The 13,397-nt window shown below is 64.3% G+C and carries 11 protein-coding genes; 6 read left to right on the plus strand and 5 right to left on the minus strand.

Features of this window, described 5'->3' with window-relative positions; translation table 11 throughout:
- Positions 1–92: 92 nt before the first annotated feature.
- The 5 genes from aguA to F3I16_RS03215 all read right to left on the minus strand — a co-directional run bounded on the left by aguA (position 93) and on the right by F3I16_RS03215 (position 5,731).
- Positions 93–1,190 (minus strand): agmatine deiminase, encoded by a 1,098-nt coding sequence (gene aguA / locus F3I16_RS03195; RefSeq protein ID WP_160492297.1) that lies wholly within the window; start codon positions 1,188–1,190, stop codon positions 93–95.
- Between the two features lie 59 nt (positions 1,191–1,249).
- Positions 1,250–2,128: an N-carbamoylputrescine amidase gene (aguB, locus tag F3I16_RS03200; RefSeq protein ID WP_160492298.1), complete on the minus strand. Its 879-nt coding sequence runs from the start codon at positions 2,126–2,128 to the stop codon at positions 1,250–1,252.
- Positions 2,129–2,392: 264 nt separating this feature from the next.
- Complete coding sequence (locus F3I16_RS03205; protein ID WP_160492299.1) at positions 2,393–3,034, minus strand: TetR/AcrR family transcriptional regulator; 642 nt, start codon at positions 3,032–3,034, stop codon at positions 2,393–2,395.
- A gap of 104 nt (positions 3,035–3,138) precedes the next feature.
- On the minus strand, positions 3,139–4,215 hold the full coding sequence (locus tag F3I16_RS03210; RefSeq protein WP_160492300.1) for a polyamine ABC transporter substrate-binding protein: 1,077 nt from the start codon (positions 4,213–4,215) through the stop codon (positions 3,139–3,141).
- A gap of 136 nt (positions 4,216–4,351) precedes the next feature.
- A complete protein-coding gene (locus tag F3I16_RS03215; RefSeq protein WP_160077066.1) occupies positions 4,352–5,731 on the minus strand; it encodes a glutamine synthetase family protein in 1,380 nt (459 codons plus the stop codon).
- A 277-nt stretch (positions 5,732–6,008) separates the two neighbouring features.
- Here F3I16_RS03215 and F3I16_RS03220 point away from each other — a divergent pair, with 277 nt between their 5' ends.
- The 6 genes from F3I16_RS03220 to potA all read left to right on the plus strand — a co-directional run bounded on the left by F3I16_RS03220 (position 6,009) and on the right by potA (position 13,383).
- Positions 6,009–6,761 carry a gamma-glutamyl-gamma-aminobutyrate hydrolase family protein gene (locus F3I16_RS03220; RefSeq protein WP_160077064.1) on the plus strand — a complete coding sequence of 251 codons (753 nt, stop codon included), beginning with the start codon at positions 6,009–6,011 and terminating at the stop codon, positions 6,759–6,761.
- A gap of 87 nt (positions 6,762–6,848) precedes the next feature.
- Positions 6,849–8,207: a glutamine synthetase family protein gene (locus F3I16_RS03225; RefSeq protein ID WP_160492301.1), complete on the plus strand. Its 1,359-nt coding sequence runs from the start codon at positions 6,849–6,851 to the stop codon at positions 8,205–8,207.
- 62 nt (positions 8,208–8,269) lie between these two features.
- Positions 8,270–9,643: an aspartate aminotransferase family protein gene (locus tag F3I16_RS03230; RefSeq protein ID WP_160492302.1), complete on the plus strand. Its 1,374-nt coding sequence runs from the start codon at positions 8,270–8,272 to the stop codon at positions 9,641–9,643.
- Between the two features lie 121 nt (positions 9,644–9,764).
- Complete coding sequence (locus F3I16_RS03235) at positions 9,765–10,865, plus strand: polyamine ABC transporter substrate-binding protein (protein WP_160492303.1); 1,101 nt, start codon at positions 9,765–9,767, stop codon at positions 10,863–10,865.
- 215 nt (positions 10,866–11,080) lie between these two features.
- Positions 11,081–12,175: a polyamine ABC transporter substrate-binding protein gene (locus F3I16_RS03240; RefSeq protein WP_160492304.1), complete on the plus strand. Its 1,095-nt coding sequence runs from the start codon at positions 11,081–11,083 to the stop codon at positions 12,173–12,175.
- A gap of 53 nt (positions 12,176–12,228) precedes the next feature.
- Complete coding sequence (gene potA / locus F3I16_RS03245; protein WP_160077054.1) at positions 12,229–13,383, plus strand: polyamine ABC transporter ATP-binding protein; 1,155 nt, start codon at positions 12,229–12,231, stop codon at positions 13,381–13,383.
- Positions 13,384–13,397: the final 14 nt, after the last annotated feature.

A 13,397-nucleotide genomic window follows, 5' to 3' on the forward strand; every position in this document is an offset into this window, starting at 1 on the left:
GCTTGAGTGGGCAAGCCTAGATCAAGTTGCTGCAACTGGCTGGATAGCGCCCGCCAGGCAGGGCGCTTGGCGGGTGCTGTGACGGCGCAGGATCAGCCGGCCGGCTGCTGCTGGGTGATGCAGTGGATATTGCCGCCGCCGAGGAGGATCTCGCGGCCCGGCACCATCACCACGCGGTGCTCGGGGAACAGGCGCTGGAGGATGGCGCGGGCTTCCTCGTCCTGGGGGTCGTCGAAGCTCGGCGCGATGATGCCGCCGTTGACGATCAGGAAGTTGACGTAGGAGCCGGCCAGGCGCACTTCCGGGCTGCGTTCCTGGGTGCCGGCCACCAGGTCGACCCCGGCGCACTCTTCTGCCGTGGCATGCAGCGGGCCGGGAATCGGCATCTTGTGCACGATGAACGCACGGCCCTTGGCATCCCGGGCGCTTTCCAGCACGCGCATGGCGGCCTGGCAGCGCGGGTAGTTGGGATCGCCTGCGTCGTCGGTCCAGGCCAGGAGCACTTCGCCGGGGCGCACGTAGCAGCAGAAATTGTCGACGTGGCCGTCGGTCTCGTCGTTGTACAGGCCGTCCGGCAGCCAGATTACGGTGTCGATGGCCAGGTGCGTGCGCAGCATGTCCTCGATCTGCTCGCGGGACAGGTGCGGGTTGCGGTTGCGGTTGAGCAGGCATTCCTCGGTGGTGATCAGGGTGCCTTCGCCGTCGACATGGATCGAGCCGCCTTCCAGCACGAAGCCTTCGGTGCGGTAGCGAGCGCAGCGCTCGATCTCGAGGATCTTGCTGGCCACCTGGTCGTCGCGCTGCCAGGGCGCATAGAGGCCGCCGTCGAAGCCGCCCCAGGCGTTGAAGCCCCAGTCCACGCCGCGCACGCCGCCCTGGTCATCGATCACGAAGGTCGGTCCGGTGTCGCGCACCCAGGCATCATCCGTGCTGATTTCCACCAGGCGGATATTGCCGTGGTCGAGGCGCGCGCGGGCGTTCTCGTACTGGCCGGCGGAAACGCAGACGGTCACCGGTTCGAATTCGGCGATGGCCTTGGCCACCGCGCTGAAGGCGGCCTGTGCCGGCTTGCCGCCGAGGCGCCAGTTGTCCGGGCGCTCGGGCCAGACCATCCAGGCCTGGCTCTGGGTTTCCCACTCGGCTGGCATGCGGAAGCCATCTGCGCGTGGGGTGCTGGTGAGAGTGGTCATCGGATCTACCTATGTATGGGCTGTTGCCGGAGCCAGCTGGCTGGCTCCGGCCGGGGATGTCAGGATTCGAGGCTGCCGTCGAGGGTCTTGAGCGGGCCGTACAGGTTCGGCCGGCGGTCGCGGAAGCTGCCCCAGGCGCTGCGGATGTGTTCCAGCTGGTCCAGGTCGAAGCGGTGCACCAGGATGCCTTCCTCGGTCTCGTTCAGTTTCTCGACCTTCTTGCCGAACTGGTCGGCGATGAAGGAGGAGCCGTAGAAGTTGATGTGGTAACCGTCCTGGTCTTCGCGACCGATACGGTTGGACGCTACCAGCGGCATCAGGTTGGCGCCAGCGTGGCCTTGCTGCACGCGCTGCCAGTGGTCGCGCGAGCTGATGCTCGGGTCATGCGGCTCGCTGCCGATGGCGGTCGGGTAGAACAGGATCTCCGCGCCGAGCAGGGCCATGCTGCGCGCGGCCTCGGGGAACCACTGGTCCCAGCAGATGCCCACGCCGATCTTGGCGTAGCGGGTGTTCCACACCTTGAAGCCGGTGTCGCCCGGGTTGAAGTAGTACTTCTCATGGTAGCCGGGGCCGTCCGGGATGTGGCTTTTCCGATAAATGCCGAGGTTGCTGCCGTCGGCATCGATGATCGCGATGCTGTTGAAGCGGGCGCGCCCGGCCCGCTCGTAGAAGCTGATCGGCAGCACCACCTGCAGCTCCCTGGCGACTTTCTGGAAGTGCGCGATGGCCGGGTTTTCTTCCGCCGTGGTGGCCAGCTGCAGGTAGTCCGGGTTGGGCTTCTGGCAGAAGTACGGGGTCTCGAACAGCTCCTGGATCAGAATGATCTGCGCGCCTTCGGCGGCAGCCTGGCGCACCAGTTTCTCGGCATTGGCGATATTCGCGGCGCTGTCCCAGGAACAGGCCATCTGGGTGGCGGCGACGGTAACGATACGCGACATGGAACACCTCGTAGCAGCGTTTGAGGGGCCTCTGCAGCCGGCAGAGCCCCGTGACTGTGCCGTGGCGGTGCATTGCCACCCGGCAGCGGATGGCCATTTTATATCCGATAAAAATCGACTTAGGAAGCTGTTTTTAGTCTTTGCTAGCTAATTTGATCGATTTATATCGAATTAAATCCGTATTCTTGGACGATCAGAGCCAGGCCGAAGCGCGCTGCTCGGGGGCGCGGCGGCGGATGCTGGGGTGTGGTGGGTGGTTGCGCCTCAGCCGAGTGGCTGGCGGCGCTTGGGCAGGGCGGGCGGCAGGTAGAGGCCGAGGTAGGCATCGAACACGCGCATGCCTTCCGCGGCCAGGCGCGGGGTGATCGCACCGTGCAGCTGCATCGAGCGGGCATAGACGCGGTCGCCCAGCTCCATGGCCAGGGCGAACACGTCGATGTCCTCCGGCAGTTGCGGCAGGGGGAAATGCCGCTCGAACAGGGCCTGCATCAGGCGGCCCAGCTCCAGGTCGTGCTGGCGGTCGGCCTGCAGCACTTCGGCCAGGCCGTGCTGGGCGAGGATCAGCTGGCGCGCGGCATTGTCGCCGGCGTAGATGGCCAACATGCGTTCCTCGACGATGCGAGACAGGTCGCGCCAGTCGCGCAGCGCGGCGTGTTCCACCGGCTGCAGCAGGCAGGCGCGGAAGGCGCCGTGGATGTCGGCGGTCAGCGCTTCGAGCAGGGCCGGCACGCTGGCGAAGAAGTGGTAGACCGAGGACGGCGGGATGCCGGCGCGTTCGGCCACGCTGTAGATCGACAGGCCGTTGAAACCCTGTTCGCTGAGCAGGGTGCGCGCGGCGTCGAGGATCAGGGCGATGCGTGCCTGGCTGCTGGCGCGGGGTTTGCGGGGGCTGGCGGTACGGGTCATGCCGGACTCCTGTCCATCGGAGGCGCTATTGGACGCCAGAGCGACAGGGGAGGCAAGCCGCCAGTGGTGCAACCGGGGCGCCGCCGCCCCGGCCGCTCGCCTGGCTAGAGCGGCGCCGCTGCGGCAGTGCCGTCGCGGAAGCGGTTCCACACCTCGTCGCGGCTGGCCTTGAGCTTGTCCGGCAGAGGCATGAGGGCGAACAGGCGGCGCTTGGTGTCGCGGTCCGGATACAGCCCCGGCTGGTCGCGCAGGGCCGGGTCGAGGAACTCTCGGGCGTCGGCGTTGGCGCTCGGGTAGAGGGTTTCCTCGGTGATCTTCGCCGCCACCTTGGGCTGCATCAGGTAGTCGATGAACCGGTGCGCCAGGTCGGCGCGGCGGGCGCTGGTGGGGATCACCAGGTTGTCGATGAACAGCGAGGAGCCCTCCTGCGGCACCACGAACTGCACCGCCTGGCCGGCCTCGCTGGCCGCCAGGGCGTCGCCGACCCAGGCCAGGGCGATGCACAGCTTGCCCTGGTTGAGATCGGCGATGTAGCGCTCGCTGTCGACGTAGCGCAGGTTCGGGCGCAGGCCGTCGAGCACCGCGCCGGCCTTGCGGATGCGCCCCGGCGAGCTGTTGTTGAGGCTGCGGCCCTGGTAGTTGAGCAGGCTGTAGAGCAGCTCGTCCGGGGCGTCCAGCACGCTCATGCCGCAGCCTGCCAGGCGCTGGCTCTGCGCGGGGTCGAACAGCAGGCTCCAGCTGTGCGGCAGCGGCCCGCCATAGGCGGCCTCGGCCAGCGGCGTGTTGATCGCCAGGCCGACGGCGCCCCACAGGTAGGGCACGGCGTGGCGGTTGTTGGGGTCGACGGCGGCCAGTTTGTTGAGCAGCTGCTTGTCGAGGTGCTGGCGATTGGGCAGGCGGCTGAAGTCCAGCGGCTGCAGCTTGCCGGCGCGGATCAGCGCCGGCAGCTCGTCGTGGGAGGGCACGGCGATGTCGATGGCGGTGTCGCTGGCCAGGGCCTGGTCGAGTTCGTCGTCGGTGCTGAAGGTGCGGTATTCGACTTCGATGCCGGTGTCCTTGGTGAAGTCGGCCAGCACCTGGGGTGCGATGTAATCGTTCCAGTTGTAGACCCGGATGCTCTCGGCGGCGGCCGCCAGTCCCGGGGTCAGTGCCAGCAGTAACGGAGCAAGAACGCGAAACATGACAACCTCCTTGGTGTGATGTAGGCAATGCAACGGCAAAGCTTCGCCAAGCCGTGCAGCGGGGCTGACGGAGGGGCGGGAAAGGCGGGCAGCGGATAAGGCGACGCCGGCTCGGGAGCCGGCGTCGGGGTGGTGCTTATACGGTGTGCAGGTACCAGTTGTACTCGAGGTCGGAGATGGTGGTCTCGAACTCCTCGAGCTCGGCTTCCTTGCACGCGACGAAGATGTCGATGTAGTCCGGGCTGATGTACTGGTTCAGCACTTCGCTGTCGTCCAGCTCGCGCAGGGCGTCGCGCAGGTTGTTCGGCAGGCTCTGTTCCAGCTGTTCGTAGGAGTTGCCTTCGATCGGCTCGCCCGGTTCCAGCTTGTTGGTCAGGCCGTGGTGAATGCCGGCGAGGATCGCCGCCATCATCAGGTACGGGTTGGCGTCGGCACCGGCCACGCGGTGTTCGATACGTACCGAGTCCGGGCTGCCGTTGGGCACGCGCACGGCCACGGTGCGGTTGTCGATGCCCCAGCTCGGCGCGTTGGGCACGTAGAACTGGGCGCCGAAGCGGCGGTAGGAGTTGACGTTGGGGCAGAGGAAGGCCATCGACGCGGGCATGGTTTCCAGGACACCGCCGATCGCATGACGCAGAGCGTCGTTCTCCATGGGGTCATCGGCGGTGAAGATGTTCTTGCCGGTGGTCTTGTCGAGCAGCGAGATGTGCACGTGCAGGCCGTTGCCCGCCTGGCCCGGGTAGGGCTTGGCCATGAAGGTGGTGTCCATCTCATGGTCGTAGGCGATGTTCTTGATCAGGCGCTTGAGCAGCAGGGCGTAGTCGCAGGCCTTGATCGCGTCGTCGACGTGATGCAGGTTGACCTCGAACTGCGCCGGGGCGCTTTCCTTGACGATGGCGTCGGCCGGGATGCCTTGTTCCTTGGCCGCTTCCAGCATGTCCTGCAGGCAGTCGACGTATTCGTCGAGGTCGTCGATCAGGTACACCTGGGTGGAGATCGGGCGTTTACCGGACAGCGGCGAGCGCGGCGGCTGCGGGCGGCCGTTCACGTTCTCCTGGTCGATCAGGTAGAACTCCAGCTCGAAGGCGGCACAGATGGTCAGGTTCATCTCGTCGAACTTGGCCACCACCTGGCGCAGCACTTCGCGCGGGTCGGCGAAGAAGGGTTGGCCGTCCAGCTCGTGCATGGTCATCAGCAGCTGCGCGGTGGGGCGCTTCTGCCAGGGCTCGTTGCACAGGGTATTGGGGATCGGGAAGCAGATGCGGTCGGCATCGCCGATGTCCAGGCCGAGGCCAGTGCTCTCTACCGTGGAACCGTTGATGTCGAGGGCAAACAGGGATGCGGGCAGGTTGATGCCCTTTTCGTACACTTTATGCAGGCTGTTGCGGTCGATGCGCTTGCCGCGCACCACGCCGTTCATGTCTGCAATAAGAAGGTCGACGAACAGGACCTCAGGATGTTCCTTAAGGAACGCGTTCGCTTCGTTGAGCTGAACGGCACGCAGGGGTACCGACATGATGCAACACCTTTTTTGTTAAAAATTTCAATCATGCAATTGCACAAGTATGAGTCAATCTTAAACACCCTGTGCTGTCAATAGCCGCCAATTTTGCCCTGAAATGGGGCCTGATGGCCAGTTTTGGGGCGTTTCAGGGCATCGCAGGCCCCTTCAACGCCTTGCCTGGCGCAGCGCTCAGCGGGCTGTGTTCAATTTTTTACAGGGCTATTGTGTAAAAAATCGAACAAGGCTAATCTCGGCCTCAACCTAATAACAGCAATAAAACAGGTGTTCCATGTCGCGCCTGCCGTTGATCGGCGTAACCGCCTGCACCAAGCAGGTAGGCCTGCATCTCAATCACATCGCCGGGGACAAATATGTCCGTGCGGTGGCGATCGGTGCCGGTGGCCTGCCGCTGGTGATCCCGTCGCTGGGCGAACTGATCGATCAGCCGACTCTTCTAGCCAGTCTAGATGGCCTGCTGTTCACCGGCTCGCCGTCGAATATCGAACCTCATCATTATAGTGGCCCGGCCAGTGCGCCCGGTACGCCGCACGATCCCGAGCGTGACCAGACCACCCTGCCGCTGATGCGTCAGGCGGTGGCGGCCGGCATCCCGGTGCTCGGCATCTGCCGCGGCTTCCAGGAAATGAACGTGGCCTTCGGCGGCACCCTGCACCAAAAGGTGCACGAGGTGGCCGGCATGCTGGACCACCGCGAGCCGGCCGATGAACCGGTCGAAGTGCAATACGCCCCCCGCCACCCGCTGCGGGTGCAGCCGGGTGGCCTGCTCGCCGGCCTCGGCTTGCCGGACGAGATTCAAGTCAATTCCATTCATGGCCAGGGCGTTCAGCGTCTGGCGCCGGGCCTTCGCGTAGAAGCACTGGCGCCTGACGGGTTGATCGAAGCCTTCTCCGTCGAAGGTGCGCCAAGCTTCGCGCTCGGGGTGCAATTCCACCCGGAGTGGCAGGTGCGATCGAACCCGAATTATCTCGCCATCTTCCAGGCCTTTGGTGAGGCTTGCAGGAAGAGGGCGGGGCAACGCTGAGTAGGTGAGGCAACCGGCGGGCGGAACTGGGAGGTTTCGCCAGGCTGTACCGGTCCGCAGAAGCCGCTCTGAAACCCTGAGGTCTTTATGACTAGCAAGCTCGACCAGCTCACCAGCTGGCTGAAAGAACGCAAAATCACCGAAGTTGAATGTCTGATCAGCGATCTCACCGGCATTGCCCGGGGCAAGATTTCGCCGACCAACAAGTTTCTCGACGAGAAGGGTATGCGCCTCCCCGAGAGTGTGCTGCTGCAGACCGTGACCGGCGACTACGTCGAGGACGACATCTATTACGAGCTGCTCGACGAGGCCGACATCGACATGTTCTGCCGCCCCGACGAGAACGCCGTGTTCCTCGTGCCCTGGGCCATCGAGCCGACCGCGATGGTGATCCACGACACCTTCGACAAGCAGGGTAACCCGATCGAGCTGTCGCCGCGCAACATCCTCAAGAACGTGCTCAAGCTCTACGCCGCCAAGGGCTGGAAGCCGATCGTCGCGCCGGAGATGGAGTTCTACCTGACCAAGCGCAACAGTGACCCGGACTTCCCGCTGGAGGCGCCGATGGGCCGCTCCGGCCGCCCGGAAGTCGGCCGCCAGTCGTTCTCCATCGACGCGGCCAACGAATTCGACCCGCTGTTCGAGGACGTCTACGACTGGTGCGAGCTGCAGGAGCTGGATCTCGACACGCTGATCCACGAAGACGGCCCGGCGCAGATGGAAATCAACTTCCGGCATGGCGACGCCCTGCACCTGGCCGACCAGATCACCGTGTTCAAGCGCACCATGCGCGAGGCCGCGCTCAAGCATGATGTGGCGGCCACCTTCATGGCCAAGCCGATCACCGACCAGCCGGGCAGCGCCATGCACATTCACCAGAGCGTGGTGGACGTGGAGACCGGCCGGAACCTGTTCTCCAACGAGGACGGCAGCATGAGCGAGCTGTTCATGCACCACATCGGCGGCCTGCAGAAGTACATCCCCGAGCTGCTGCCGCTGTTCGCGCCGAACGTCAACTCGTTCCGCCGCTTCCTACCGGACACCTCGGCGCCGGTGAATGTCGAGTGGGGCGAGGAGAACCGCACCGTGGGCCTGCGCGTGCCGGAAGCCGGGCCGCAGAACCGCCGCGTGGAAAACCGCCTGGCCGGTGCCGACGCCAACCCCTACCTGGTGCTGGCCGCCTCCCTGCTGTGTGGCTACATCGGCATGCTCGAAGGCATCCAGCCGAGCGCGCCGGTCAAGGGTCGCGGCTACGAGCGGCGCAACCTGGCCCTGCCGGTGACCATCGAAAGCGCCCTGGAGCGCATGGAAGCCTGCAAGGACGCCGAGAAATACCTGGGCGAGAAGTTTGTCCGCGGCTATGTCGCGGTCAAGCGGGCCGAGCATGAAAACTACAAGCGGGTGATCAGCTCCTGGGAACGCGAGTTCCTGCTGCTCTCCGTCTGATGGGGGCAGGGGCCGGCGTGCAATCCGCCGGCCCCCGCCGATTGCGTTATCTGAGGTGAATAATGACTAAGCAAGCGAACAACCCGAAAACCCGCGAGTGGCAGGCCATGAGCCGTGAGCACCACCTTGCGCCGTTCAGCGATTACCAGCAGCTGCACGAGAAGGGTCCGCGCATCATTACCAAGGCCGACGGCGTCTACCTGTGGGACAGCGAAGGCAACAAGGTGCTCGACGGCATGGCCGGCCTGTGGTGCGTGGCGGTCGGCTACGGCCGCGAGGAACTGGTCGAGGCCGCCGCGGCGCAGATGCGCGAGCTGCCGTTCTACAACACCTTCTTCATGACCGCCCACCCGCCGGTACTGGAGCTGGCCAAGGCCATCGCCGAGATCGCCCCGCAAGGCATGAACCACGTGTTCTTCACCGGCTCCGGTTCGGAAGGCAACGACACCATGCTGCGCATGGTTCGCCACTACTGGGCGTGCAAGGGCCAGCCGAACAAGAAGGTGATCATCAGCCGCCTCAACGGCTACCACGGCTCCACCGTGGCCGGCGCCAGCCTGGGCGGCATGAAGTACATGCACGAACAGGGCGACCTGCCGATCCCGGGCATCGTGCACATCCCGCAGCCGTACTGGTTCGGTGAAGGCGGCGAGATGAGCCCGGACGAGTTCGGCATCTGGGCCGCTGACCAGCTGGAGAAGAAGATCCTCGAAGTCGGCGAGGAGAATGTCGCCGCCTTCATCGCCGAGCCGATCCAGGGCGCCGGTGGCGTGATCATCCCGCCGGACAGCTACTGGCCGCGTATCCGCGAGATCCTCGCCAAGTACGACATTCTGTTCGTCGCCGACGAAGTGATCTGCGGTTTCGGCCGTACCGGCGAGTGGTTCGGCAGCGACTACTACGGCAACCAGCCGGATCTGATGACCATCGCCAAGGGCCTGACCTCCGGCTACGTGCCGATGGGTGGCCTGATCGTCAGCGACAAGGTGTTCGACGTGATCAATGCCGGTGGCGATTTCAACCACGGCTTCACCTATTCCGGGCACCCGGTGGCGGCCGCCGTCGGCCTGGCCAACATCCGTCTGCTGCGCGAAGAAAAGATCATCGAGCGGGTCAAGGCGGAAACGGCACCATATTTGCAGCAACGTCTTCGTGAGCTGGCGGATCATCCGCTGGTGGGCGAAGTCCGCGGTGTGGGCATGCTCGGCGCCATCGAACTGGCGAAGAACAAAGAGACCCGCGAGCGTTTCCCGAGCGAGCTGGGCGTGGGCATGATCTGCCGCGGCCACTGCTTCGACAACGGACTGATCATGCGCGCCGTGGGCGACACCATGATCATCGCGCCGCCACTGGTTATCAGCAAAAGCGAGATCGACGAGCTGATTGAAAAAGCACGCAAGTGCCTCGATCTCACCGCCCGTGCTGTATTGGTCTAGAGCTTGAGAGACGCGCCAGACCTTGCCAGACTGCATGGTGCGTTGGCCAGGCTCACCGGAGGGTGCGTCGCTCAGGCGACGCAGCCTTCGGATACTTCAAACGACAATGGAGCTAACCCGCATGATCAAGACCTTCGGTAAAACTCTGCTGGCCATGACCCTGGCCGGCGCGGTAGCCGGCGTGGCTCAGGCCGACGACAAGGTGCTGCACGTATACAACTGGTCGGACTACATCGCCCCGGAAACGGTCGAGAAGTTCACCAAGGAGACCGGCATCAAGGTCGTCTACGACGTGTTCGACAGCAACGAAACGCTGGAAGCCAAGCTGCTGGCCGGCAAGTCGGGTTACGACATCGTGGTGCCGTCCAACAACTTCCTGGCCAAGCAGATCAAGGCCGGCGTCTACCAGCCGCTGGACAAGTCCAAGCTGCCGAACTGGAAGAACCTCGACGGCAATCTGATGAAGACCCTGGAAGTCAGCGACCCGGGCAACCAGTACGCCTTCCCCTACATGTGGGGCTCCATCGGCATCGGCTACAACGCCGAGAAGGTCAAGGCCGTGCTGGGCGCCGACGCGCCGGTGAACTCCTGGGACCTGCTGTTCAAGCCGGAGAACATCGAGAAGCTGAAAGGCTGCGGCGTGTCCTTCCTCGATTCGCCCACCGAGATCCTGCCGATCGCCCTGCACTACCTGGGCCACAGCCCGGTCAGCCAGGACCCGAAGGAACTCAAGGAAGCCGAGGCGCTGTTCCTCAAGATCCGTCCGCACGTGACCTACTTCCACAGCTCCAAGTACATCTCCGACCTGGCCAACGGCAACCTGTGCGTGGCAGTCGGCTACTCGGGTGACATCTACCAGGCCAAGTCCCGTGCCGAAGAGGCCAAGGCCGGCGTAGCCGTTTCCTACAACATTCCGAAAGAAGGCGCCGGTACCTTCTTCGACATGATCGCCATGCCGAAGGATGCCGCCAATCCGGAAGCCGCCTATGCCTTCATGAACTTCCTGATGAAACCGGAAGTGATGGCCGAGATCACCAACTTCGTGCAGTTCCCCAACGGCAACGCCGCGGCCACTGCGCTGGTTGACGAGGCGATCCGCAACGACCCGGGCATCTACCCGAGCGCGGAGACCATGGCCAAGCTCTACGCCTTCCCGGATCTGCCGGCGAAAGTGCAGCGCAGCATGACCCGCAGCTGGACCACCATCAAGTCCGGCAAGTAACCGACAACAGCGACACCCTCCGGCGGGTGTTCCCGCCGGGGACCCGCCTGGAGGCTCATGTGCCATTTCCGTCTACCGTTACACACGAGCCCCCACACAGCTCCGTGCGCGGACGGCTGGGCGATTGGCCTGAATTTCCGGGTCGGTAGGACGAGTTATCAAGCCCCTGGTCGTGTACAGCGACCTGCAATAGCAACAATAAAGAGGACTGACGTGTGCGAAATTCCTTCCGCAACACCCTGATCACAGCAGCGGTTACCTTGGGCATCGCTGGCGCCGCCCAGGCGGCCCCGACCGTGCACATCTACAACTGGAGCGACTACATCGGCGAAACCACCCTGGCCGACTTCGAAAAGGCCCAGGGCATCAAGCCGGTCTACGACGTGTTCGACTCCAACGAAACCCTGGAAGGCAAACTGCTGGCGGGCCGTTCCGGCTACGACGTGGTGGTGCCGTCCAACCATTTCCTCGGCAAGCAGATCAAGGCCGGTGCCTTCCAGAAGCTGGACCGCGCCCTGCTGCCCAACTGGCAGAATCTCGACCCGGCGCTGCTCAAGCAGCTCGACGTGAACGACCCGGGCAACCAGTACGCCGTGCCTTACCTGTGGGGCACCAACGGCATCGGCTACAACGTCGAGAAGATCAAGGCCGTGCTCGGTGTCGACAGCATCGACTCCTGGGCCACCGTCTTCGACCCGGCCAACATGCAGAAGCTCAGCGCCTGCGGCGTGGCCTTCCTCGATTCCGGCGACGAGATGATCCCGGCGGCGCTCAACTACCTGGGCCTGCCGCCCAACAGCACCAACCCGGACGACTACCAGAAGGCCGAGCAGACGCTGATGGCCGTGCGTCCCTACGTGACCTACTTCCACAGCTCCAAGTACATCGGCGACCTGGCCAATGGCGACATCTGCCTGGCCGTCGGCTTCTCCGGCGATATCCTGCAGGCCGCCGACCGCGCCGACGAGGCCGGCAAGGGCGTGCAGATCGCCTACAGCATCCCCAAGGAAGGCGCCAACCTGTGGTTCGACATGCTGGCCATCCCGGCCGACGCGAAGAACGTCAAGGAAGCCCACGCCTTCATCAACTACCTGCTCGACCCGGCGGTAATCGCCCAGGTCAGCGACTATGTTGGCTATGCCAACCCGAACCCCAAGGCCGGGGCTCTGATGGACCAGGACGTGCGCAACGATGAGTCCGTATACCCCCCCCAGGCGGTACTGGATAATTTGTTCATCTCGGCTGAATTGCCACCGAAAGTACAACGCCTGATGACCCGCAGCTGGACCAAGGTCAAGTCGGGTAAGTGAGTCTCTGCCCGGTCCTGGTGACCGGGCCCTAAATGTTCCGGGAGTTTTGCAAAATGGCCGTTGCCTCCAGCGCCTACAAGAAAGCCCTTGAGGGCAACCAGCAACCCAAAGAGGTGCTGGTGAAAATCGATCGCGTGACGAAGAAGTTCGACGAAACCATTGCCGTCGAGGATGTCTCGCTGACCATCAACAAGGGCGAGATCTTCGCCCTGCTGGGCGGCTCCGGCTCCGGCAAGTCGACCCTGCTGCGCATGCTCGCCGGCTTCGAGCGGCCCACTTCCGGGCGCATCCTGCTGGACGGCGTGGACATCACCGATATGCCGCCCTACGAGCGGCCGATCAACATGATGTTCCAGTCCTACGCGCTGTTCCCGCACATGACCGTGGCGCAGAACATCGCCTTCGGCCTGCAGCAGGACAAGCTGCCCAAGGCCGAGATCGACGAGCGCGTGGCCGAGATGCTCAAGCTGGTGCACATGACCCAGTACGCCCGGCGCAAGCCGCACCAGCTGTCCGGTGGCCAGCGTCAGCGCGTGGCCCTGGCCCGTTCGCTGGCCAAGCGTCCCAAGCTGCTGCTGCTCGACGAACCCATGGGCGCGCTGGACAAGAAGCTGCGCTCGCAGATGCAGCTGGAGCTGGTGGAAATCATCGAGCGCGTGGGCGTGACTTGCGTGATGGTGACCCACGACCAGGAAGAGGCCATGACCATGGCCCAGCGCATCGCCATCATGCACCTCGGCTGGATCGCCCAGATCGGCAGCCCGGTGGACATCTACGAGACCCCGGCCAGCCGCCTGGTCTGCGAGTTCATCGGCAACGTCAACCTGTTCGACGGGGTGATCACCACCGACGAAGCCGACCACGCCATCATCAGCTGCCCGCACCTGGACAGGCCGATCTACATCGGCCACGGCGTCAGCACCCGGGCCGAGACCAAGTCGGTCAGCTACGCCCTGCGTCCGGAAAAACTGCTGATGGCCACCCAGCTGCCGGCCGACCACGAGCACCCCAACTACAACTGGTGCAGCGGCACCGTGCATGACATCGCCTACCTCGGCGGCCACTCGGTGTACCACGTCAAGCTGTCCTCCGGGCAGATCGTGCAGTGCTTCATCGCCAACGCCGAGCGCCGCGGCAAGCGCCCGACCTGGGACGACGCGGTGGTGGTGTACTGGGAAGACGACAGCGGCGTGGTACTGCAAGCATGAAAATCTCTCGACTC

Origin of the sequence: Pseudomonas sp. L-22-4S-12 (assembly GCF_009799935.1) — a bacterium.
Lineage (GTDB): Bacteria > Pseudomonadota > Gammaproteobacteria > Pseudomonadales > Pseudomonadaceae > Aquipseudomonas.